The organism is Luteibacter sp. SG786, from assembly GCF_011759605.1.
In the GTDB taxonomy this organism is placed as follows: Bacteria; Pseudomonadota; Gammaproteobacteria; order Xanthomonadales; family Rhodanobacteraceae; genus Luteibacter.
In genome coordinates this window covers 553,251-575,549 of sequence record NZ_JAAOYX010000003.1, presented here as the reverse complement: position 1 = coordinate 575,549, position 22,299 = coordinate 553,251, and the positions used below count along the sequence as shown (strand labels likewise).

Below are 22,299 nucleotides of genomic sequence, written 5' to 3'. Positions count from 1 at the left end.
CCTTCAGAACGAACCCTCGGTGCTCGCCCCCGCGGCCGGAGTCACTTCGTTGTTGTCGCCAGGCTCCCAGGTTGCCGTCGCCTTCAACGCGTCCGGCGTGCCCGTTTCGTCGCGAATCACGCATTTCCACGCGGTCGCGAAGGCAGGCGCCATGGAAACGGTGCCCTTCCACGTGGGATACGTCGCGGGCTCGAGTTTCACGGCGTCTTCCAGTTTCCAAAGACCCAGCTCTTTGCTGCCGCCGACGACATAGACACTTCGGCCCTTCGTCGTTTCGCCCTTGTCGCAGCGAAAATTCACATCCACCGGTGTCACCGCGCCGCTTTCCCATATCCGCACCTTTCCGCCATCGTCTTCCAGCGCCGGCACGAACGATTGGTCGCTGATGACCCGAGGCTCGGTAAGCCGCGAATCAAGAGCTACGACAACCGTCTGACGAGTCCCGGTCACCCGGGCCACGAGTCCGCCTTGATCGGTGTTGAAGGACACGTCCGAACCGGCACGCACGCCGGCATCGCGCCGGATCGTTATCAAACGGCGGAGATAATCGTGCAGTGGCGTCGGTGTCGCTCCCTCGTACATGTCCGGCCAGTACACCGTTGGCGTACCGGGCGTGGTGAGGATGAAGGCATACGCCATGCGGAGACGATCCGGACGCAACGCCCAGTGGTGCTGACCGCCATAGGAACCCGGCGAATACCCGGTGTCGTGATTGTCCACGAACGTGGTCGCCACCTCTCGCCAGCTTCGTTGCGGATTTCCGTTCAATCCGTATCGCCAGTCGGGCACCGATCCGTTCTGCATCCGTTCCTTCAGGGCAAAGTCGAACACGGTGCACTTCGCCTGGTCGGACCACGCCATGAGCAGGTCCTGCCACGACTTCGACCGGTTGGGATCGCCCTCGGGAAATTCGCTTGGACCCTTCCAGAATTCGCCCACGCAGAAACCGCTGTCGTCGCTGCCCTTCATCAGGTCGTCGACATGGCGTGCGGCGTAACCCCGAACGAAGTCGAAGCGGAAACCGCCCGCGCCGTAGGTGTCGTGCAGCAATTTCAGTTCCGCCGCGAACATCGCCTCGTTCTCGGCGTTGGCAAGATTGAGGTCGGAAGAGCCATCCATGAAAGGGTCACCGTCGTCGCACGGACGACCGTCGCAGCTATCGATGCGCAAGCGTCCCTTTCCCGCGGGAATACTCAACGTCGAACCTTCGGCCTTCGCGTCGCGATGGTTCGGCACGATGTCGAACACGGGTTTCACGTGCGCGCCGTTGAGCGCCGCCACCGCCGCGCGGAGGTCCGCGTCGGTGCCATACCCGCTGTTCTTATCGAAGTCCTTCCAGAAGTAACCCTCACCACCACCGCTGGTGCCTTTCGCGTCGTCCTTCCAACTCGATGTGTCGCGCCATGGCGGCGGCATCCACACCGCGGTGAATCCGTCGGCGGCGATCTGCGCCGCGCGACCCTTCAATTCCGCGTACCACCCACCGGGCTTCACGCGTGTCGAGTTCCAATGGAAGCCTTGCAGAAGGATCTCGTCGCCGCCGTGGTAGCGAACGCCACTGGCCGTCTTCCCGGCATCGTCGGCGTGCGCGGCAACCGCGCCCGCCAATAAGGCGACAACGATGAGTACCCCATGTCTGATCTTCATGACCCGCCTCCGTTCCATGGAGAGGAGCGCCCGCGCCGGACGCGACGATGGCATCGTGGGCCGATTCCGGGGGCGCGGCTATAGGCGGCTCATGAAAAAGCCACGCGAAACCGGCACGCGATTCCGAACGCCCTGAAATGGCGTGGAATGGTGCCGATGCGAGGGATGAGCGAGAGAGATGGTGCCGGCACCCGGATTCGAACTGGGGACCTACCGCTTACAAGGCGGTTGCTCTACCAACTGAGCTATGCCGGCGAAGGCGGGGAGTTTATCAGAAGCAGCCGGTGCTTCGCGCCGTTATCCCCGGGGTGCGGATGCTTCGGCGAATGTCGGCCCCGGCCTCGTCGGGCACGACCACGTCGAGCCACCAGACCGGCGTGGTTTCCGTGCGCTCGCTCATGCGGGCCGGGAAGCCGGCGGCGATCACTTCGTCGCGGCGCTTGCGGGCGTTCGCGGGGTCGTGGAACAGGCCCAGCGCCACCGAGTTCTGCAATTCGCCCGCTGCGGTGACGACGAAGTAATCCTTGATGCCCTTCGCTTCCAAGCGCCTTGCCTGCGCCAATGCCAGTTCACGCGTGGCCTGAGCCGGCAGGAAGACGCGCCATCCGCGCGATTCGCTGGTCTGTTCCTGGCGCTGCCTGCTGCGCACGGTGCGCGATGCGATGGCGGTACGTGCGGCGCGCAGGTCCACCTGGTTCGGGAACGGTCCGAGCGCGAGGCAGCGATAGCTGCGGCGGGGACTGGTCGGGGCGGTGGCTGCCGACACGGGGGTCGCTTCCACCGGAGCTTTCGGCTGCGGTGCGACGGGCTTGGGCGAGGGTGCCACCGCGGCGGGCGCGGCAGGCGCCGTCATGGCCGGGGACGGCGGCGCCGAAGCGCTAGCCCAAGGCGTTGCCGCGGACGCGGGGGCCGATGCACCGGCAACCGGCGGTTCCGGCAACTCGGCGAGCAGCTTCAGCCTGGGCACGTCGCCCTCGTTCGGGTCCGCCGCGCGCGTTCCCGAATCGCCCAGCAGCAGCCACGCGGCCACGGCGATGTTCAGGGCGATCAAGAGAACGAAGAGCAAACGCAGAAGCATGAGGGCCTTGGGTCATCCGGTAGGGCCTGCTCGCGTTCCCCTGTAAGAACCGGCAGCGCCCGGATTCTAGGCGATATCGCTCGCGGGAGCATGCGTCCTGGCCCACACCGCGAGCCCGCGCAGCACCGCGTCGGGAACCAGTTCCACTTTGCGCCCGAGCAGGGGCGCGAGGATGTCGGCATCGCCGCCACCCAGCGTGACCGACGGTGCGCCTCCCAGCTGTAGCGCCACCCGATCCACGAAGCGGTCCACCAGCGCGGCGCACGCCTGCCAGCACCCCGAGGCGAGCCCGTCGGCGGTGTTGTCGGCAAGGTCGCGCACCGCGCCCGGGCGATCCGGGCGCACCTGCGCCGTCGCGCCGAGGACAGACTGCTGCATCAGCAGCGGGCCTGGTGCGATCCAGCCGCCGAGGTGCCGGCCCTCGGCGTCCAGTGCATCGAGCGTGAGCGCGGTGCCCACACTGGCCAGCACGGACGGCGCGCGGCCAGCGGCGAACGCGTCCACCATGGCGAGGAAGCGGTCCACGCCCAGGCGATGCGGTTCGGCATAGGCATTCGTGACCCCACAGGCCTGGGCCGGCGTGCGTACCCACGTCGTATCGAGATCGAAGGCGCTGCCCACGGCCACGGCCACCGCCGTTTCACGCGCGGCATCCACCACCGATGCCCCTACGACACGCCGCGGCGCGGGCCAGCCGCTCCATAGCGTGGCGAGTTCGTGGGCGATGTCCGCATCCCAGCCAAACGCGCCGCGACGCACGAAAGTGTCGCCGTCGAGCAGCGCGAACTTGAGCCGGGTGTTGCCGAGGTCGAGCAGAAGGATCATGGTGCCGCCTTGCGAACGGAGACTTCCGCGCTGTCGACGATGGCCACTTCGCCATTCGCCCGGCGCACGCGTAGGGCACCGCGTTCGTCCACGCCCTCGCCCGTGGCATCGTACTCGCCGCGCGGATCGATGATGCGCAGCGGTTCGCCGCGAAGCAGGTCGTTCGCCGCGTAGTCGTCCGCGAACGCGGCGAAACCGTGGCGCTCGAAGGCGACAAGTCCTTCGGCGAGTTCCGTCATCACCGCCGAGGCAATGCGATTGCGGTTCGGCGGGTCGCCGCCCATGAGCGAGGCAAGGTCGGTGATGGGCTGGCCCGCCCGCTCGTGCAGGGTGTCCGGCAGGCGGATGTTGAGCCCTACGCCGATGACCGCCGCGCAAGGCCCCGAATACTCGCCCGACAGCTCCACGAGGACGCCTGCAAGCTTCGCATTGCCGGCCAGCACGTCGTTTGGCCATTTCAGGCCCGGGGTGCGGATGCCCAATTCGGCCAGCGCGCGCAACAGCATCACGCCCACCGCCAGTGAAAGCCCCGAGAGGGACGCGAAGCCGCCGTCGAAACGCTTCAGCACGGAAAGATAGAGGTTCATGCCCGGCGGCGAGAGCCAGGTGCGGCCCCGCCGGCCGCGGCCGGCCGATTGCGCCTCGCTCAGCACGAAGGAGAGGTCGTCGAGCACGGGGACGCGTCGCGCCAGCTCGCTCGACGTGGAATCGATGTCCCAATGCACCTCGAGCATGCCGATGCGCGCCGCGGTGCCTGGCGCCAGCCCCGCCTTGATGGCCTGGGCGTCGAGCAGCTCGGTGCGCCACGGCAGGCGGTAGCCACCGCCGACGCGGGCTTCCACAGGCACGCCCTTGAGGCGCAGGGCCTCGATCTGCTTCCAGACGGCCGCGCGTGTTACCCCGGCTCGGCGGGCCAGGGCCGCGCCGGACACGGCGTCGCCGCCGGCAAGGGCTTCGAGAAGATCGCGTGCGAGCATGGCTACCGTCCGGCCGTCAGGCGGCCGTTGTCGAGGTGGGGAAGGGCCGGGACATCCGGCGATTCTAGGGCAGTGGCGGGCTTTTCGCCCGTTCCGGCCACGCCGGCCTCCCCCGGGGACGTCCAGCACTGGCAGGCCCGTGAAATTTCTGCGAGGATCGGTCGTCCCCTTTACGTCCCGAAGGGGCCCAGGGTTTACCGATGAACGCCAGACCATACATCTTCGGATGTCTGTGCCTCGTCGGTGCCGCCGGCACCGCCGCCGCTTACGACATCGACCCCTCTGCCGGCCTGCTCGCTCCGAGCGCCGCCGGTACGTCGTCGTTCGAAGGCAGCTCGCGGTCGTCCCAGGGCGGTCGCGACAACGTTGGCGGCGACCCCCTGCCCTCGCGGCGTGAAAGTACGCGTCGGGGCACGGCCCCTCCGCCGGTCACCTCGCCGGTCGATGTCGACGACGGCACGCACGGCGATTCCCTGCCGATGCGCTCGGGTGCGCCAAGCTGGCAGTCGCTTCTTCCCGGCTCGATGCTCTAAAGCGTTCGCGGCCGTACTTCGTGGGTGTCTTCCAGTCGCTGATCGCGCGCTTCCGCGCTCCCGTCCCTCCCATCGACGACACGCTGTGGCAACACGCCGTGGCCCGCGTGCCGCTGGCTCGCGCGCTCGACGCGCCACGAGCGCATTACCTGCGCCAACTGGCCGCCACGTTTCTGCACACGAAACGGTTCCAGGCGCTGGGTGGCACCGAACTCGACGATTTCTGGCGCCTTGCCATCGCGATGCAGGCCAGCCTTCCCGCCTTGCCGCGTGGGCCAAGGGCGTTCAAGGGATGGACGAACGTGCTCGTGTATCCCGGTGAGTTCAATGTTCGCCGCAGCCACTACGATGCTCCGACCGGCGTCGTCACCGACAGCGACGACACGCTGATCGGCGAGGCATGGGACCGCGGGCCCATGGTCCTTTCCCTAGCCGACGTGGCGCTCGACCTCGAAGCGCCATGGGACGGATTCAACGTGGTCGTGCACGAGATGGCGCACAAGCTCGACATGCTGGCAGGGCCGGCGAACGGCGTGCCGCCCCTCCCTCCGTCGATGAATCGCAGGCAGTGGATCGACACCATGCAACGTGGGTTCGACAGGCTGTCGAAGGCCGTCGATCGTGGCCGTCGCACGGCCATCGATCCTTACGCCGCCGAAGCGCCGGAAGAATATTTCGCGGTGACAAGCGAACTGCATTTTTCGCAGCCCGCGCTGTTGCGCGAAGCGGAACCGAACGTGGCGGCGTTGCTGGAAGCGTTTTACGGGCCATCGCCGGCGTCCCACTCGTAGGAGCGCGCCTTGCGCGCGACATGTTTTGAGGCAGTCTCCGGAGCTGGCGCGCCAGGTCGGGGACTGGCGCGATAAGCCGTCGCGCGCAAGGCGCGCTCCTACAGGGTCACGGCTTCAGGGTGGCGGCAGCTTCACGCTGAAACGTGCGCCGCCCAACTCCTCGGAGCGGTCCACGTGCAGTTCGCCCTGGTACGCCTTGATGATGTCCTGGACGATGGAGAGGCCGATGCCGTGCCCTTGCACGCGCTCGTCGCCGCGCACGCCACGCTGAAGGATCTTCTCGATCTTGTCGTCGGGAATGCCAGGGCCGTCGTCTTCCACCACCAGCTCCAGGCCGCTGCGGCCGCGCATCTTTCCGAGCGAGCGCGCCGAGAGCAGCACACGATGCGACGCCCACTTGAAGGCGTTCTCCACCAGGTTACCCATGAGTTCGAGCAGGTCGCCCTGCTCGCCGGGGAACGTGACGCCTTCCTCGATCTCGAATTCGCACAGCACGTTCTTTGCCGCGTAGACCTTCTCGAGACTTTGCACCAGGTCTTCGGCGTGCCCGGCAATCGGTTCCAGCGAAGCGATGGTGCGGCGCCCCGATGTCGCGGCGCGCGACAGCTGGTAAGCCACGATCTCGTCCATCCGGCGCACCTGGTCGAGGATGTCACCGCGCAGTTTTTCGGCGTCGCCCCCCGATTCCAGCTGCGAGCGGACCACCGCCAGCGGCGTCTTCAGGCTGTGCGCAAGATCAGCCAGCGTGTCGCGGTAGCGTGTGCGCTGCTCGCGCTCGCTGTCGATGAAGGCATTGAGTCGCCGTGTCAGCACCGTCAGTTCGACCGGGTAAGGTCCGTCGAGGTGGTCGCGGGTGCCACGCTCGATGTGTGCAAGGTCGCTGGACACGCGGCGCAGCGGCAGCAAACTCCAACGCAGCAGGAACAGCTGCAGCAGCATGAGCATCATGCCGAGCATCGCCAGCCACAGGAACTGCGTGCGCCGATAGGTGGCCACCTGCCGCTCGAACTGGTCTTCGGTTTGCGCCACCGCGAAGGTCAGCGGCACGCTGCGTTTTTCCGTGCTGTCGAGCGACACGCCGTAACTGAAGACATACAGCTTACCGCTGCGTGTCTCCACCGGCTCGAACGCCGTTTCACCCGGCGACAGCATGCGTACGAAATCGAAGTCGCGGCCAAGTGCCGAAGAGGATTCCCAGCGAAAACCGTCGTTGCCGACAATGATGGCGTACAGGCCGGAACCCGGTCGCGAGAAATCGGGATTCGGCTGGCTGTCCGGCGTGGTGACCTTGCCGGCACGCGTGATGTCGGTACCGGTGATGTAGGCGATGGCGTAGTTATGCAGCCGGTCGTGCATCGCCGACAGCTCGGACGCGTAGTTCGCCTTGTTCTGCGCGAGGCCGGTCAGACCGAGAAAGGCGGCCAGCGCGAAGCCCGTCGCGAGGGCCGCACGCGCGGCCAGCGATAGGGGCCGGCGTCGGATCGATGAAGCGTTGTCCATGCTTCGAGCTTACCTCGGAGCGGCGCGCCCGAAGGCGACGCCGCCCGCGGGAATCAGTCTTCGTCCGCTTCGTTGCGCGGGATGGCGAAACGATAGCCACGGCCGCGCACGGTTTCGATGGGCTTCAAGGTGCTTTCCGGATCGAGCTTGCGGCGCAGGCGGCCGATGAAGACCTCCAGCACGTTCGAATCGCGGTCGAAGTCCTGCTGGTAGATGTGCTCCGTGAGGTCGGCCTTCGAGACCAGCTCACCCGCATGCAGCATCAGGTATTCCAGCACCTTGTACTCGTAGCTGGTGAGGTCGACCTGGCGGCCTTCCACGGTGACCGTCTGCGCCGTGGTGTCGAGCTTGATGGGGCCGCAGGCGAGCACCGGCTTCGACCAGCCGCTGGCACGACGCACCAGCGCATTGATGCGCGCCAGCAGTTCTTCGACGTGGAAGGGCTTCACCAGGTAGTCGTCGGCACCGTATTTCAGGCCCTCGACCTTGTCCTGCCAGCTGCCGCGGGCGGTCAGGATCAGGATGGGATAACGCTGGCCGTGCTCCCGCAGGGCCTTCACCAGATCCATGCCGGACAGCTTGGGCAGGCCCAGGTCGATGATCGCGAGGTCGAACGGCACCTCGCGCCCCAGGTACAGGCCTTCTTCGCCATCCTGGGCGGCATCGACGGCGAAACCGTCGCGCTTCAGGCGCGCGGCGAGGGTCTCGCGCAGCGGGGCCTCGTCCTCTACGAGCAGGATTCGCATCAATGTTTCTCCTTGTTGTCCCCGGAACTGGCGTCCAGGGGCTTGGCGGTTTCGGTACGAAGGGGCACCACCTTGACGTGACCGTCCAGGGTGAGGACCTTGACCCGGTATTCGGTGATGCGGCCGCGCTCGACGAGCCGCGTGTCCGCCGACAGCACTTTCCCCCCGGTGTCCTTCTGCACCTTGCTCACCGCCTGCTCGAGCGACATCGACTGGTAGGCCGGAGCCACCGCGGGCAGGGCGAGACAGAGCGCGGCGAAAAATAGCGGACGAAACGTGATTTTCATGTGGGGCGCGGGGAAGCCGGGCGGGCCGTTCCGGGGATCATGCCCAGCGACGCCCCGCCCGAAGCTGAACGAAACCCGGATCGGAGCCCGGCGGACACAGCGCCGGGGCTTCGGATGGCCTCGCTGGGAGGCCGGGCGCCTTCCGCCCCCGCATGTCGGGGGTGGCCGATCAGGGCATTCGCTCGAAGAGCGTCATCGGCTTGTCCCGATATGTCATCTGTTCGAACGGGCGATAGCCGAGCCGTTCGCCCAGGCGAACCGAGGGGACGTTCTCCGGATCGATGAGGCAGACGGTCCGCCCCGCCTCCCGGTTCCCGAAAAACCATTCGTGTGCGGCCGACAAGGCCTCCATGCCGTAGCCCTTGCCGTGCGCCGTGCTCGCCAGCGCCCAGGCACCCTCCGGGTAGTCGTCGAAGCGCGCACCGAGCCCACGGCGGAAGTGCGCCAGCCCGCCTTCACCCACGAAGCGCCCGCCTTCCTTTTCCCGCACCGTGAAAAGCCCATAGCCGAACGACGTCCAATGGCCCACGTTGCGCAGCAGCCGGATCCAGGTGTCTTCCTCCGAAGCGACGCCGCCGATGAAGTGCATGACCTTCGGGTCGGACCTCATCGCATGGCAGTCATCGAAGTCCGAGACGGCGCTCGGGGTGAGGATCAGGCGCTCGGTCACGATCATGCGGTGCTTGGCTCCTTGGAACGGGGTGGTCAGGCGGCATGGCGGAACGCGGACAACGCGCTCTCGATCAGGCGCCAGTCCGCGCCCGGCAGGTGCGCGCCTTCCGAGAGCTGGCGGCGGAAGCCACGCGCTCCGGGCTCGCCCTGATAAAGGCCGAGGATATGCCGGGTGATGTGCTTCAGTTGCGTGCCGCGGGCCAGCTCCGCGTCGATGTAGATGCGCATCCGCTCCAGCACGTCGGCGCGCTCGGGCAGCGGCGTGCCGTAAAGGTCGGCCTCGATACGCGCCAGCACGTAGGGATCGTGATACGCCGCCCTGCCCAGCATTACCCCGTCCACCTGGGCCAGGTGTTCGCGCACGGCGTCCACCGTGGTGATGCCGCCATTGATGACGATGGTGAGTTCGGGAAATTCGCGCTTCAGCCGGTGCACGCGCTGGTAATCGAGCGGTGGGATTTCGCGGTTTTCCTTCGGGCTCAAGCCCTCGAGCCACGCCTTGCGCGCGTGCACCACGAGAATGCGCACGCCGGCTTCCAGCATCGTGGTGGTGAACCGCTGCAGGTCGGCGTATTCGTCCTGGTCGTCCACGCCGATGCGGCATTTCACGGTCACCGGCACATCGACGGCATCCGCCATCGCGCGGACGCACTCGCCCACCAGGTCCGGCTCGCGCATGAGGCACGCACCGAACTTGCCCGACTGGACCCGATCCGAGGGGCAACCCACATTGAGGTTGATCTCGTCGTAACCGGCCTGCGCACCCAGCACGGCGGCCTTCGCCAGCTCGACGGGATCGCTGCCCCCCAGTTGGAGGGCCACCGGGTGCTCCTCGTGGCTATGCTCCAGCAGCCGCAACTGGTTCCCGCGCACCAGCGCCGCGCTGGTCACCATCTCGGTATAGAGCCGGGCATGGGGCGAAAGCAGCCGGTGGAAATACCGGCAGTGACGGTCCGTCCAGTCCATCATGGGGGCGACGGTGAGGCGGAAGGCTGAGGGGTGGGCCGGTTGCATACGGCCATTGTAGCCGACGACCGGACACCCTTCGGCTAGGGCTCGTTTGGTACCATTTCGGATCGCATTCCGACGACTTGCCAATAATGGCTTCCAGAAACGCCTACCTTCCCTATATCGATGGCCTCCGCGCGGTCGCTGTGCTTGCCGTGGTCATCTACCACCTCCATGCCGGCTGGCTTCCCGGAGGGTTTGCGGGCGTCGACGTCTTCTTCGTCATTTCCGGATTCATCGTCAGTGCCTCGGTCGGCAATCTCGACCGAATGGGCCTGCACCGGTTCCTCGCATTTTTCTATGCCCGCCGCATTCTGCGCATCGCGCCAGCCCTGCTGGTCATGCTCCTCGTGACGACGTACGCGGCGGCCCTGCTCATCCCGGAGGCTTGGCTTAGCCAGACCAACCAGAAGACGGGGATGTACGCTTTCTTCGGCCTGAGCAACCTCGTTCTGGCCCGAACCAGCAACGACTACTTTTCTCCCCTGGCGGATTTCAATCCATATACCCACACATGGTCGCTCGGCGTCGAAGAGCAGTTCTATCTGATCTTCCCCCTGCTTTTCTTCGTCTGGACTTTTGGGTCCCGTTTCCGCAAGGTCAGCATCGGCGCATTTTCGTGTGCCTTCGTCGCCTCGCTCGTCGTGGCCATCCTGCTTGGCCAAAGCGACAAGACCTCCGCCTACTACCTCATCACGACCCGTTTCTGGCAACTGGCGGCGGGTGTCCTGCTTTACCAGTACATGGCTGTGGCGGGACGACGTTTCGACATCGCCGACCAACCGTCTTCCATGTGGAGCAGCGGGGCTGCATGGCTGGCGGCTATCGCGCTGCTCTATGGGCTGGCAACGAGCCAACCCACGCAGTTCCCCTTCCCCGGCGCTTTGCCCGTGGTGATCGGCACACTGGGCCTGCTCGGATCACTCCACGGCAAAACAGCGGACCACCCCATCGTGAGGCTACTGACCTGGCGCCCGGTTCTCTATATCGGGCGCATGTCCTACTCGCTGTACCTTTGGCATTGGCCGATCTATGTAATGTTCCGCTGGACAGTCGGCATCGAGGCACCGTGGCAAGAGGCCCTAGCTGTCGCGTTGTCGTTTGGCTTCGCGGCCTTGTCGTATCGCTACGTTGAAACGCCCGTCCGGCAATTCCGAGGATTCAAGGCCTTGCCGCGCGTGGCCGTCGTGGCCGTAGGGCTACTCGTCATCGGCGGAACAGCCTGGGCAGCCAATGCCATCAATGAAGGCCAGCCGCATATTTCCCGCACCCGTGTTGCCCGCCATGCCAACGACTGGTATCCGAATGCCCCCGATACCGATCCATCGCTTCCTGGCTGCTCGGTTGTGACCGGTGGCGGCACTCTCGATCACGGCAACTACATCACTTACTCGCGCGTTGGCTGCGCGGGCGGCGCAACCGCACCCGACGTCTTTGCGATCGGCGATTCCCACGCGGTAGCATTTATCGCCCTTTTTAAGCGCTACACCATTCAAACCGCAGCGCACGTTTCGCTTTACACCAACGGCGGTTGCCCTTTCCTCAGCCTCAAAGCTGGCGAGAGTGATACCTGCAAGGCCAATGCGAAGAGCGCAATCGAAGACATGCTTAGCAAGGTGAAACCCGGCGACGTTCTCTTCCTGCCATCCCTTCGCTTGCCTCGCTTTGCGGACCAGTACGTACGCTACCCGGATAGACTGGTAGAAGAACAACTGTTCTCTCCCGCTGCGATTGCCGCCCGCGCGGCGGGCGTATCGGTCGGCAAGGACATCGTCGACCGGTTCACGGCCAAGGGGGTTCGCGTGGTGCTCGAAGCTCCGCTACCCATTTTCAAATCACCGACCTTTCGCTGTGCCGAGCGCTACAACCGCACCAACCCGATCTGCCACGATGGCAGCACCGTGGCACGCGATGAGTTGGAGCGATTGCGCGCGCCCGTCGTGAACAGCCTGGAGGAAATCGCGAGCGAGTCACCCGCCGCCAGCATTTGGGATCCTTTCCCCATTCTATGCCCACACAAGACGTGCTCCTCACTGGACGGCAAGATTCCGCTTTTCTTCGACGGAGACCACGTGAGCGGCTATGGAAGCTCGCTTCTCGTGCCATCTTTCACGCGTTTCGTCCGTGAGTTGACGAGCCAGCCAACAGCGGTTGCGACACCGCCCGTTGGTCTACCGGGCCAAATCCCCCAGGACCAGGCGTCGTCTCATCGAGCGCTTCCTTTGAAGCGCACCGGAGAATCCCATTCAGGGACGAATCCGGCCGTCGTAGTTCAGAAATTCTTCTAACTCGTGCAGTGAGGATGCAACGCGCGAGAGGTGGGCGAGCCTAAGTTCGCACGATAGAAGAACTATCTGTCGTAGTCAGCCTAATCCATCGTGGGGGGGCGACGGTAAGGCGGAAGGCGGCGGTGGCAGCAGTTGTGTATCCAGCCACGCATGCAATTCCATGCGTGGCATCGGCTGCGCGAACAGATAACCCTGGAAGTGGTCGCAGCCGAGGCCGATCAACAGTTCGCGCTGGTCGGGAGTCTCCACGCCTTCGGCCAGGGCACTCAAGCCCATCACCTGCGATATCTCGATGATCTTGCCGAGAAGCCGCTGTGCGGCCTCTTGCCTTGTCGCCTCGATCAGGAATTGCCGATCGATCTTCAGCTTGCGAACCGGAAGCGTGCGCAGCGTCGCCAGGGAGGAGTAGCCCGTTCCGAAGTCATCGAGCGCCCAGGAAACACCGGTGGATTCCAGCGCTTCCATCCGCTCGATCACCGTCGCGGTATCGATAGCCAGTGCGGACTCCGTGAGTTCGAATTCGAGCAAGGTCGGATCGATGCCTGTCTCACGGATGATCGAAGACACCGAAGATACCGTCGAATCATCCAGCAACTGCACCGGGCTGATGTTCACCGCCAGGCGCAGTGCCTGTGTCCGTGGGTCGGACGACCAGTGATTCAGGGTCTGACAGGCTTGGCGGAGAACCTCCAGCCCGATTTCGCAGATCAGGGCACTTTCCTCTGCCAGATCGATGAAGGCATCGGGCGACAACAGCTTGCCGGACGGATGGCGCCAGCGAATGAGCGCCTCCGCACCACTGACGATGCCGTTGTAACGCACCTGTGGCTGATAGTGGACTTCGATCTCACCGTTGCGAACGGCCCGCCCCAACTCGCGCTCCATCCGCAGGCGCTTTCCGCTATCGATGCGGTAGATGGCGAAGATCCCAGCCAGGAGGAGCATCGACGTCGCCGCGTTCAACCTCACGCCCCAGGCGCGCACCTCGAGCGGCGGCGAGGCATGGGGAGCGAACGGATCCAACGCACCCACCGCGAAGGCTGTAAAAGCGCCAAGGCATACCAGCGGGAAGATCAGCGATCCATAGCGCTCGCGCGGCTCGAACGTGAAAGCCGCACCCGCGGCGAGCGGCAGCAGGAACAGATGGACCGATCGTGGCACCCAGGCGATGGGTGCGTCGATCCACGCGATGGAACAGATGACAGCAAGAATCCCGTGCGCAACGAGAAGGAGCGACGAGCCGTTGCTTCGCTTGCTGCGATGAAGGGCGAGCACGCCTACAGCCATCAGCCCGACGAAGACCACCGACAGCTCGTAGCGACCGAAGTAGAGGTAGCAGAGCGTCCACGCCAGCCCCAAGCCTATGCAGGCCACGCCGGTCAGCTTCAGCATGACCGCCACCTTCTCTCTTCGCCGTCCACCCTGCGATCTCATCCGAAGCAAATGCGAACCTGCCGGTGTACCTGCTCGTCTCATCATCCGCGAAGCCCCCTGCCACGATTCGGATAGCTTGAGCTTTGCACGAGTGCAAAGCCACTTTCCATGGGGGCGCATTGTGCGCCTTCGCGACGGGGTGCAATCTGTTCGCCATGAAAATCGCCATCGTCGGGCCTGGGGCCATCGGCAGCACCTTCGCCTTCCAGCTATCCAAAGCAGGTCACCAGGTGTCCGTTGTTGCGAGAGGCGCTCGCCTGGCCCAGATATCTCTGGATCGAGCCATCGTTCTCGAGAGCGGTGAGCGCGCCACCGTCGAAGTCGCCACTGAACTCGATGCCACGATTGAGTACGACCTCGTTCTCGTCACGGCGCTGGCACCCCAGGTCGCGGCCATTCTTCCTTCGCTCACGCGCTCTCGGGCACACAAGGTGATGTTCATGTTCAACACCTTCGAGGTGATCGATCCGCTGCGCGAGGCCGTGGGTGCCGAGCGCTTCGCTTTTGGATTCCCCGCCGGCGTATTCACGCTGATCAAGGCGGGCCGTATCGCGCCACGGATTCGTCGCGGCACAACGGTCGGCGATGCGGCCTCGGCAACCCTGTTCACGGCCGCCGGCATTCCGTCGGTACTCGAGGACGACATGCAGAGTTGGCTTCGCACGCACGCTGCGATGGTTATGCCCCTCATGTCCATAGGGGTGCGATCATTCGCGCGTGGCAAAGGCATTTCCTGGCAAGAGGCCGGAGGACATGCCGATGCATTCGAAGCAGGCATGCGCATCGTACGTGCGCTGGGAAATGACCTGCGCCCGGCTTCGATCGCCCAACTGGCGAGATTCCCGCGCGTCGTCGTGACCGGGCTGCTCTGGGCGTTGAGCCGCACCCGGATGATCCGCGAGCTGGGAGAACTCGGTGCCGCAGAACCGCGCATGCTGGCGGACATGATGAATGCGGCTGCGCCAGAGCTTGCGGGGCCGATCAGGGCCGTTCGTCCGTAAGTCCCGTCCGATTGCGCGCCTCCGGCTCACGCGAGCGCGTGTCGAATTTCGGTTTCAAGCTCGCGCAGAACCACGCGGATGCGTGGCACGTTCTTCTGCTCCCGGTGGAATGCAAGGAACACGTCCACCGGCGGCGGGATCGTCTCGGTTTCGATACGCAACAGCCCAAGCGCGGCACCCTGCGCTTCGCCAAGGATGCCGAGCCCCATCCCTGCCACCAAGGCTTCTTCTATCGCCGTGGGCGACGTCGAGCGCACGGCGAAGCGCGTCGCCCCATAGGCGCTCATCCATTGCTGCGTGGGCAGGCGGTCGAGCGTGCGATCGAGAGCAATCCAGTCGTGCTGCGCAGCGAGGGCGCTGGCCAGCCGTGCGCCCGGCAATCGGCGTTCCACGTAACTGCGGGCTGCGAACACTGCCACCCTCGCCTGGCCCATGAATTTTTCGATGACCGCCGCCGAAGTGGTGCGCGCGATTCTGACGGCGATGTCGGCTTCGCGCCGCCCAAGATCCACCAGGCGAGACTCCGAGGTGAGCTCGAACGCCAGACCCGGATGCTGATCCTGTACCCGCGCGAGCATCCGAGTGAGCTGCCGACTGAAACCCTCGGGCGCCGATACGCGTACGGTCCCGGTAACGCGTTTGATGTCCGGCGCGCGACGCGACGCTTCCAGCTCCAACTCCATGTGCTCGGCCAAGGCGATCAGGCCGAGCGCATCCGCCTCTATCGTGGCGCCCATGCTCCTCCGCTGGACGAGCGGCCGGTCCAGCGCGCGCTCAAGCGCCTGGACCCGGCGCGCGACGGTGGAGGTTGCCATTTCCAGGGCCTTGCCTGCGGCGAAGAAACTCTTGCCGCGATGAACGGCAAGCAGGACGCGCAGGTCGTCCCAGAGTGGAGGATGGGAAGGCATGGGGACATTCAATCACAGAGAGCCCCTGGTAGCAGCGAACTCGTGCCACTCACCGGGGTTCCTGGCCAGGGTGTCGAACATGAGGTGGGCCATGTTGTGCTCGCCCTCGTCGGTCAGGTACGACGACTTCGAAACCTGGCGCTGCGCGCAGGCAGACGTTCGCGCTGCTAAGTCCGAGGGAGCGTCTGCGGAACTGTCTCGGCAATGATCGCCGCCAGCCGCGCCACGGCAGGTGCGGGCGGGTGGCCGCCATCGTGCAGACACAGACGGCGGGGCGCGTCGGGGAGCGCTGGCAAGCCGGACTCGACACCCAGCACACCCAACCCGCGCGGCAGGCCGGCCGCGGTGCGCAGCGTGACGCCTAGGCCCGCCTCCACCGCAGCCCACAGGCCATGGAGGCTTGGCGAAACGAATGCGATGCGCCAGCGCACGCCCGCTCGGTCGAGTGCGGCAATGGCGCTCTGCCGGAACATGCAAGGTGCCTCGAGCACTGCGAGAGGAACGGGCTCTTCCTCCGCCCAAGTGCAACTGCCGTCGCTGGCGCCGATCCACACATCCTGAAGCTGCGCCAGCACCCGGGCGTCGGCACGCGTCTCCGCGCCGAGTGCCAGCACTAGGTCGAAAGCTTGCTCGTCGAGCCGCTCGAGGAGACGGCCATTTCGATCCACAGCCACCTCGATGCGAACGCCGGGGTGCGCCCGCTTGAACTGTCCGAGCGCCCACGGCAGCCAGCCGTCGGCGAAATCACCGGGAAGACCGAAGCGCACGCTTCCTTCTAGGGCGCACCCTCGCACGGCGGCCACGGCTTCCTCGTTGAGGCTCAGCAGGCGGATCCCGTAAGCCAGCAGAACCTCGCCCGCCTCGGTAGGCACCAGTCCCCGGCCCTGCTTCCGGAAAAGCGGCACGCCCAGCTGTGCCTCGATCCGACGAATCTGCAGGCTGACCGCCGACTGCGAGCGGCCGACGAAGTCCGCCGCGCGGGCGAAACCGCCCAGGCGCTGCGCCGCCACGAGGGTTCGCAGAACGTCTAGATCCAGGCTTGGAAGCGCCATGATTCAGTTTCGCAAAAGTGTTTCGTGAGAATTACCACATTTTCTTATGCGGATTCACGCCGTAAAAAGGCGGGGACCACTGGGAGAACCTCATGAAATCATTATGGGCACTGATAGCCGGTACGCTCGCCTGCCACGCGGCGATCGCTGGAAACGCGCAGGCGCCGGGCCATGAACTCGTCTCGTTGGCGGGCACCTGGACGCTCCAGGCCGCGGACGTGATTCATACCGACGGCCGGAAGGAGCCCGATTACGGTGCCGCGCCGAAGGGGCTGCTGATGATCGACGCACAGGGCCGCTACTCGTTGCAGATCTTCCGCGCCGACAGGCAGCGCTTCGCTTCGAGCGACCGTGCGAAGGGAACGCCGGAAGAATATGCGGCCGCTGTGCTCGGCACGAGCACCCATATTGGCACGGTGAGCATCAACCCCACCGACCACACGCTCACCTTCCACATCGATGCCGCCTCTTTCCCGAACCAGGACGGCACCGTGCAGAAGCGCGCGTACGAACTCATGGGCGACATGCTGAGCTACAAGGTGGCACCCCGTCCCAACGGCGACGTGCCCGTTTCCGTCTGGCGGCGCCTGCCGGTTCAATGATGTTGCATAGCCGCCGACGTTCCGTCCGACCGTCGCCCCGACCTTCTATTTCGCCCGCTTCACGGAGGCCTTGCGTGGAGCCGCGTTGAGGTCCGCCGCAGCCCGGACCAGCGCTTTGAATGCCTTGGCGTCGATGGCTTCCCCTTCGCCGATATCGATGGCGCGGCGTACGTTGCCGTCCAGGCTGGCGTTGAACAGCTTCGCGGGGTCCTTCAACGAGGCGCCTTTCGCGAAGGTGAGCTTCACCTTGCCCTTATAGGTTTCGCCGGTGCAGATGATCCCGCCGTGCGACCACACGGGAGTGCCTCGCCACTTCAGTTCCTCGACCACGTCCGGAACGGCCTCGTGGATGAGTTCGCGCACCCTTGCCAGGGTGTCGCCACGCCAGTCGCCGAGGGCGGCGATGCGCTGGTCGATGTCGCTCACCTTGCTCATGTCTTCCTACTCCTCCCTGCTCTGGGCGATACCGGCCGGTCGCCGGCACTCGTGATAGTCACAATACGACCGCATCAGCGGCATCTGCCGGGTCTATCGTCAGCGTTTGGTACGACGTTTCTTAGCGCCGCCAGGAGGCACTCCGGCAGCCGACGCACCGCAGGAAGCGCCATACGGCCGAAGGTTTGACGATGCCGGATCGTGTTGCAAAGATTCGCGCCCTTTCGCCCACGGAACGGCATGATGAAAACGAAAAAATCTCCGAGGAAGGCGGTCCTCGCGCAGCTCGGCGTTTCCATCGCGATGCTTTGTTCGCAGGCCTCGGCTGAAACGGCGTACTTCTCGTTCGTTTCCACCTCCGGTGTCCGCGTGGCGCCGCACGAGTTCGTCTTTGCCGTCGACGATTCGGCGACGATCGCCAAGCTTCGCGACGTCGTGGTGAACGCCGGCGACATCCTCCCGCTCAACCAGCGGATCATCGGAAGGATCGCAACCGACCGTGTGGATTACAACGCCGAATGGCCATTCCACCTGATTCCCTCGACCGTGCGGCTCACCTTGGGAAACGATACCGAGACATGCGACGCCACTCCCTTCATGATCGAAGATAACCTCCAACTCGTCGGACATGACTTCCTGCCAAACGCCATCTGGTGCCCCTGGTCGATGCGGCTCGTGCGTGAGGTGGCCGCGCCACGTTGATCCCGATTGGTGCCGCGCCCGGATCTCACAGCGCGGCGCTTCCGCAACGCTGCGGCCAGTCTTCCTTGCCGTCGCGATGCCAGACGAAGAACTCGCCGGAGCGGGGTTCCCCCGTGTCGCGCGAGAAAAGCATCGACTTTCCCGACGGTGACATCACGGCGCCGATTTCCGAACCGTTGACGTTGATATCGGGCCCGAGTCTCGCGCGGGGCGACCAGCCGCTACCCGTGCGGTGCGACTCGAAATAACCGTGATCGGTCGCGATCACCATGATCGAGCCGTCGGGCGACGGCAGCGCTTCGTATTCGTTTCCAGCCGTATTCAACGCGGGCCCGGCATTCTCGACTGTCCACTGCCCCGACGCCTCCTGTCGCGCGCGCCAGATGTCGTTCTTTCCCGTACCTCCCCCACGATGGGAGCCGAAGTACAGCCAACCGTCGGGGGCCAGACGCGGAAACCATTCCGCTTCATCCGAATTCACCGGCGCCGGCAGACGCACGGGCACCCCCCATCGCCCGTTCATGTCGCGATCGATCCGCCAGATGTCCAGGTCCTTGCTCGTCATGCCGCCGGTGGCGCGGGTAGAGATGTAATAGAGGTGCTTGCCGTCCGGCGTGAACCATGGGTCCGCTTCCAGTCCCTTTGCGGCAAACGACGGCGCCCTGGGCGTCGACCAACGATCGCCCTCGCAGTGCGACACGAGAATGCGCCATCCGGCGAACGACTTGTCGCTGCGAACGAAGTACATGTCGTCGCCACGTGGATCGAAGGCGGCGTGCGATTCGAAGAGTTCGCTGGAAACGCCTGCCGGCGTCCAAGGCACCACGGCAGCCGTTCGAGCGGCTCCGAGGCCCCCCGCGAACGCAGCGACCGGGGTGGCGACGCTCAGCGCGGCGAGCATCCATTGTCGGGCCATGGACACTCCTCACCCCTTCGCGGGTACGAATGCCGCGGCGATGGCGGCCACCGGCCTGCGCAGGATCGTCTCGTTGAAGGTCAGCGGCAAACCGCCGTCGATCACGTCGCCCGTAATGACGCCGGCCCTCGCCAGGCGGTCCTTCAGGCCCGTGGCTATGCGGTCGTCAAGCTTCAGGAACGCGATATTGGTGCCGTTCGGCACGCGACGCACCTCGATGCCCGGAATGACCGCCAGTTGGTCGAGCAGTTGCTCGCCCGCGGCGCGCGCACGAGCGAAACGTTCGCCGAATCCGTCCAATGCGTCCTCTGCAATGGCAGCCGCCATCCAGCCGTGAAAGATCGTCCCACCGAATACATGGCGGGCCAGCCGGGCCTTCGCGACGAAGTCCTTGCGTCCCGCGAGCACCGCCCCAAACGGTGCACCCAGGTATTTGTAGAGGGATACATATACCGAGTCGAACGGCGCGCAGTACCGCCTTACATCGAAGTCCCTGCCGCCAGACATGAGGAGAAGCCGGGCGCCGTCGAGATGCATTCCCGCGCCTTTGGCCCGGGCGAGCGCGGCGATCTTTTCCACGATGCCCTGCGGCACCGCCGCGCCATCCAGCCGACGTACGGGGCTTTCGACAGACACTGCACCCACGTCGACCGGATAGGGTTTTTCCCCGCTCTGGGCAAAAGCGGCCGCCATACCTCCGAACAAGGCGTCCGATGCACCACCGTCCACGGGCACCGGGTTGAGGGAACTCATGACCGCTACCGCGTCTGCTTCATCGCGGTAGACGTGGCTTTCCTTTTGCAGGAGTACCCGCGAACGGTCGCCGCTCAGCAGGCGCAGCGCGATCTGGTTCGCCATCGTGCCCGTCGGCATGAACGCCGCGTCCTCCTTACCCAGCAATGCGGCGAACTTCGATTCGAGCGACGTCACCGCACCATCGACGAGATAGGAGTCGCCCATGCCATGCCCGTCGCCGACAATACGAGCGAGCCTGGCGGGATACTCGCCCGGTTCAGTAAAGACGCTGTCGCCCCGTAGCGATACGACATACCTGGCATCTTTCGCCGCGCGAGCGGGCAAAGCGGCCACCTGGGCCAAAGGCATTCCCGCGGTGGCCAATGTCAGTGCCCCGAGTGGCAACGCCTGCAAGAAGTCGCGACGACCGACCATCCCCATTCCTCCCGCCGCGGCCTGGCAGCCGCCGTCGGCCAAGCCTCGCACGGCCGGCGAGGCGGTGCCTATGCCAGAAGCCCTGCACGGCCGGCGCGCAGGCACTAGAATGCCCGCCCCGCCGCCGTCATGCCCTCAGGGCAACCCGTAATGCACATCGTCGTCAACGAAGAACTGAAGGCCTACATCGATCCGCTCACGCCGGACGAATACGAAGCGCTGGAGCGCAGCCTGCTCGCCGAAGGATGCCGCGATGCCCTGGTGCTCTGGGGCGACACGCTGGTGGACGGCCACAACCGTTACGGCATCTGCCGCAAGCACGACATCCCCTTCAAGACGGTGCAGAACGAGCGCTTCCAGTCGCTCGACGACGTGCACCTGTGGATGATCGAGCAGCATCTGGGCCGGCGCAGCGTCTCCGACTTCCAGCGCGGGGTGCTCGCGCTCCGCAAGCGCGAGATCCTCGCCGAGCGCCGCGCCCGCGCGGCGGCGGCCGAAGGCGGCGAGGCAGCGCCGGACGTGCCGTTCGACACCACGGGTGCCCAGCCGGCGCCGTCGAAGCCCGCGCGTCCGGCCGCGACGGAAACCCGCAAGGAAATCGCCCGCGAGGCACGGATCAGCAGCAACCAGGTCGGCATGATCGAAAAGATCCGGAAGGAAGCCGCCCCCGAGGTCGTGGCCGCCGTGAAGTCCGGCACCCTGTCCATCAGCGCCGCCGCCGCGGTCGCCAGCCTGCCGGAAGAGGAACAGAAGGCCGCGGCCAGCGCCGGCGACGCGGAGCTGAAGGAAGCGGCGAAGCGGGTCCGCGAGTCGAAGCGGAAGCCCCGCGAAAAGCCCACGGACGAGGTGAAGGCGCTGCGCGAGCAGGTGGCCGAGCTGGAGGCAGAGAATCGCAATCTCCGCCGCGAGATCGACGCCCTGCGCGCCCGGCTGGGCGAAACCTCGTCCGAAGAGGTAGAAGAAGCCCTGGCAGAGTAAGGTGACAAGCGGCCGGGAACTCGGCGGCTGTCCGATGATCCAAGGCCGGTACACCAGACGCGCCCTCGAGCGTTCGAAGGCCAGAACCCGGAGCGCCCCATGAAGACCTTGCTCGCCCTCGTCGCCACCTCCCTCGTCGCCACGGCCGCCGTCGCGCAGGAAAAACCCCTCAACCTGAACCTGCCGCCGAACTACGTTCCCGCTCCGGCCAGCACGGCGGCCCCCGCCCCCGCCGCCGGGGCCTCGACGCAGCAAGCCGCGCCCGTGGTCACCAAGAGCGGCGAGAGTGTCGCCGTCACGCCCGCCCGCCCGAAGGACCCGCCCGGCACCTACTACGGCGATACCAGCGGCCGCATGGAAAACGTGGAGGTGGCCGACGACACACCCCGGTGCGACGACGCCACCTATAACAAGCCGCAGGTGCACGGCAGCCTGACCACCGGCGTGGTCAGCGCCAGCCACGGCGGCAGCGGCAGTTACCAGGGTGGCGCGGTCAGCCTGAGCCAGGCCTTCGGGAGCTGCGACCACCCCACGGGCGGCGTCAGCATCTCGGTCGGCGGCACCCAGGGGCATTTCGGTCGCGGGCGCTGGTAGCGCCGCCGGCACGCATGTCGTGAAACCGGGAATCCTCGACAGGGTCTCGGTAAGGAGGAAAGGCGAGGGCTAGCATCGGGCTGACGTCCCGGTAGAGGCACCCCTTATGCCGCAGTCCTCCGCGCTTTCCCAAAGGGGCCAGTTCCGCCAAATGT

The 22,299-nt window shown here is 65.6% G+C and carries 23 protein-coding genes and 1 tRNA gene; 8 read left to right on the top strand and 16 right to left on the bottom strand.

Going from position 1 to position 22,299, the window contains the following annotated elements:
• Positions 1–3 precede the first annotated feature (3 nt).
• The 5 genes from FHS47_RS18510 to FHS47_RS18490 form a co-directional block, all read right to left on the bottom strand.
• Positions 4–1,647: a glucan 1,4-alpha-maltotetraohydrolase domain-containing protein gene (locus FHS47_RS18510; protein WP_167031722.1), complete on the bottom strand. Its 1,644-nt coding sequence runs from the start codon at positions 1,645–1,647 to the stop codon at positions 4–6.
• Between the two features lie 179 nt (positions 1,648–1,826).
• Positions 1,827–1,902, bottom strand: a tRNA-Thr gene (locus FHS47_RS18505).
• A 16-nt stretch (positions 1,903–1,918) separates the two neighbouring features.
• On the bottom strand, positions 1,919–2,725 hold the full coding sequence (locus FHS47_RS18500) for an SPOR domain-containing protein (protein WP_167031720.1): 807 nt from the start codon (positions 2,723–2,725) through the stop codon (positions 1,919–1,921).
• 66 nt (positions 2,726–2,791) lie between these two features.
• Complete coding sequence (locus FHS47_RS18495) at positions 2,792–3,550, bottom strand: type III pantothenate kinase (protein WP_167031717.1); 759 nt, start codon at positions 3,548–3,550, stop codon at positions 2,792–2,794.
• Complete coding sequence (locus tag FHS47_RS18490) at positions 3,547–4,527, bottom strand: biotin--[acetyl-CoA-carboxylase] ligase (RefSeq protein ID WP_167031715.1); 981 nt, start codon at positions 4,525–4,527, stop codon at positions 3,547–3,549. Before FHS47_RS18490 ends, FHS47_RS18495 begins: the two co-directional genes overlap by 4 nt.
• Positions 4,528–4,727: 200 nt before the next feature.
• On the opposite strand from FHS47_RS18490, the gene FHS47_RS18485 reads away from it, so the two are divergent.
• Both FHS47_RS18485 and FHS47_RS18480 read left to right on the top strand, forming a co-directional pair.
• Positions 4,728–5,060: a hypothetical protein gene (locus FHS47_RS18485; RefSeq protein ID WP_167031712.1), complete on the top strand. Its 333-nt coding sequence runs from the start codon at positions 4,728–4,730 to the stop codon at positions 5,058–5,060.
• Between the two features lie 20 nt (positions 5,061–5,080).
• Positions 5,081–5,851, top strand: a complete 771-nt coding sequence (locus FHS47_RS18480) for a M90 family metallopeptidase (RefSeq protein ID WP_167031709.1) — start codon at positions 5,081–5,083, stop codon at positions 5,849–5,851.
• Between the two features lie 114 nt (positions 5,852–5,965).
• On the opposite strand, the gene FHS47_RS18475 is transcribed toward FHS47_RS18480, so the two are convergent.
• The 5 genes from FHS47_RS18475 to dusA all read right to left on the bottom strand — a co-directional run bounded on the left by FHS47_RS18475 (position 5,966) and on the right by dusA (position 10,070).
• Positions 5,966–7,351, bottom strand: coding sequence for an ATP-binding protein (locus FHS47_RS18475; protein ID WP_167031706.1), 1,386 nt, complete (start codon positions 7,349–7,351; stop codon positions 5,966–5,968).
• 53 nt (positions 7,352–7,404) lie between these two features.
• The gene (locus tag FHS47_RS18470) at positions 7,405–8,097 is read right to left on the bottom strand and encodes a response regulator transcription factor (RefSeq protein WP_167031704.1); all 693 of its coding nucleotides are present in this window, start codon (positions 8,095–8,097) and stop codon (positions 7,405–7,407) included.
• Positions 8,097–8,384 carry a PepSY domain-containing protein gene (locus tag FHS47_RS18465; RefSeq protein ID WP_167031702.1) on the bottom strand — a complete coding sequence of 96 codons (288 nt, stop codon included), beginning with the start codon at positions 8,382–8,384 and terminating at the stop codon, positions 8,097–8,099. The genes FHS47_RS18470 and FHS47_RS18465 overlap by 1 nt, the downstream gene beginning before the upstream one ends.
• 169 nt (positions 8,385–8,553) lie before the next feature.
• Complete coding sequence (locus FHS47_RS18460) at positions 8,554–9,060, bottom strand: GNAT family N-acetyltransferase (RefSeq protein ID WP_167031700.1); 507 nt, start codon at positions 9,058–9,060, stop codon at positions 8,554–8,556.
• Between the two features lie 29 nt (positions 9,061–9,089).
• The gene (gene dusA, locus FHS47_RS18455) at positions 9,090–10,070 is read right to left on the bottom strand and encodes a tRNA dihydrouridine(20/20a) synthase DusA (RefSeq protein ID WP_167031697.1); all 981 of its coding nucleotides are present in this window, start codon (positions 10,068–10,070) and stop codon (positions 9,090–9,092) included.
• Positions 10,071–10,156: 86 nt separating this feature from the next.
• Between dusA and FHS47_RS18450 the strand changes: the two genes are divergently transcribed.
• Complete coding sequence (locus FHS47_RS18450) at positions 10,157–12,352, top strand: acyltransferase family protein (RefSeq protein WP_167031695.1); 2,196 nt, start codon at positions 10,157–10,159, stop codon at positions 12,350–12,352.
• Positions 12,353–12,427: 75 nt separating this feature from the next.
• Here the strand turns inward: FHS47_RS18450 and FHS47_RS18445 are convergent, their stop codons facing one another.
• Positions 12,428–13,744, bottom strand: coding sequence for an EAL domain-containing protein (locus FHS47_RS18445; RefSeq protein ID WP_208382137.1), 1,317 nt, complete (start codon positions 13,742–13,744; stop codon positions 12,428–12,430).
• A gap of 197 nt (positions 13,745–13,941) precedes the next feature.
• On the opposite strand from FHS47_RS18445, the gene FHS47_RS18440 reads away from it, so the two are divergent.
• On the top strand, positions 13,942–14,787 hold the full coding sequence (locus tag FHS47_RS18440) for a 2-dehydropantoate 2-reductase N-terminal domain-containing protein (protein ID WP_167031690.1): 846 nt from the start codon (positions 13,942–13,944) through the stop codon (positions 14,785–14,787).
• Between the two features lie 26 nt (positions 14,788–14,813).
• On the opposite strand, the gene FHS47_RS18435 is transcribed toward FHS47_RS18440, so the two are convergent.
• Positions 14,814–15,707: a LysR family transcriptional regulator gene (locus tag FHS47_RS18435; protein ID WP_167031687.1), complete on the bottom strand. Its 894-nt coding sequence runs from the start codon at positions 15,705–15,707 to the stop codon at positions 14,814–14,816.
• A 155-nt stretch (positions 15,708–15,862) separates the two neighbouring features.
• Positions 15,863–16,747: a LysR substrate-binding domain-containing protein gene (locus FHS47_RS18430; protein ID WP_167031684.1), complete on the bottom strand. Its 885-nt coding sequence runs from the start codon at positions 16,745–16,747 to the stop codon at positions 15,863–15,865.
• Between the two features lie 92 nt (positions 16,748–16,839).
• Between FHS47_RS18430 and FHS47_RS18425 the strand changes: the two genes are divergently transcribed.
• Positions 16,840–17,349: a lipocalin-like domain-containing protein gene (locus tag FHS47_RS18425; RefSeq protein ID WP_167031681.1), complete on the top strand. Its 510-nt coding sequence runs from the start codon at positions 16,840–16,842 to the stop codon at positions 17,347–17,349.
• 45 nt (positions 17,350–17,394) lie between these two features.
• Here FHS47_RS18425 and FHS47_RS18420 read toward each other — a convergent pair whose 3' ends face one another.
• Positions 17,395–17,784 carry a DUF1801 domain-containing protein gene (locus FHS47_RS18420; protein WP_167031678.1) on the bottom strand — a complete coding sequence of 130 codons (390 nt, stop codon included), beginning with the start codon at positions 17,782–17,784 and terminating at the stop codon, positions 17,395–17,397.
• A 240-nt stretch (positions 17,785–18,024) separates the two neighbouring features.
• Between FHS47_RS18420 and FHS47_RS18415 the strand changes: the two genes are divergently transcribed.
• Positions 18,025–18,486 carry a calmodulin-binding protein gene (locus FHS47_RS18415; protein ID WP_167031675.1) on the top strand — a complete coding sequence of 154 codons (462 nt, stop codon included), beginning with the start codon at positions 18,025–18,027 and terminating at the stop codon, positions 18,484–18,486.
• 25 nt (positions 18,487–18,511) lie between these two features.
• Here FHS47_RS18415 and FHS47_RS18410 read toward each other — a convergent pair whose 3' ends face one another.
• Positions 18,512–19,402, bottom strand: coding sequence for a PD40 domain-containing protein (locus FHS47_RS18410; RefSeq protein ID WP_208382136.1), 891 nt, complete (start codon positions 19,400–19,402; stop codon positions 18,512–18,514).
• Between the two features lie 9 nt (positions 19,403–19,411).
• Positions 19,412–20,572, bottom strand: coding sequence for a low specificity L-threonine aldolase (locus FHS47_RS18405; RefSeq protein WP_167031672.1), 1,161 nt, complete (start codon positions 20,570–20,572; stop codon positions 19,412–19,414).
• A gap of 150 nt (positions 20,573–20,722) precedes the next feature.
• Here FHS47_RS18405 and FHS47_RS18400 point away from each other — a divergent pair, with 150 nt between their 5' ends.
• Complete coding sequence (locus tag FHS47_RS18400; RefSeq protein ID WP_167031669.1) at positions 20,723–21,550, top strand: plasmid replication/partition related protein; 828 nt, start codon at positions 20,723–20,725, stop codon at positions 21,548–21,550.
• Positions 21,551–21,649: 99 nt separating this feature from the next.
• Positions 21,650–22,144, top strand: coding sequence for a hypothetical protein (locus FHS47_RS18395; protein ID WP_167031666.1), 495 nt, complete (start codon positions 21,650–21,652; stop codon positions 22,142–22,144).
• The last annotated feature ends 155 nt before the right edge of the window (positions 22,145–22,299 follow it).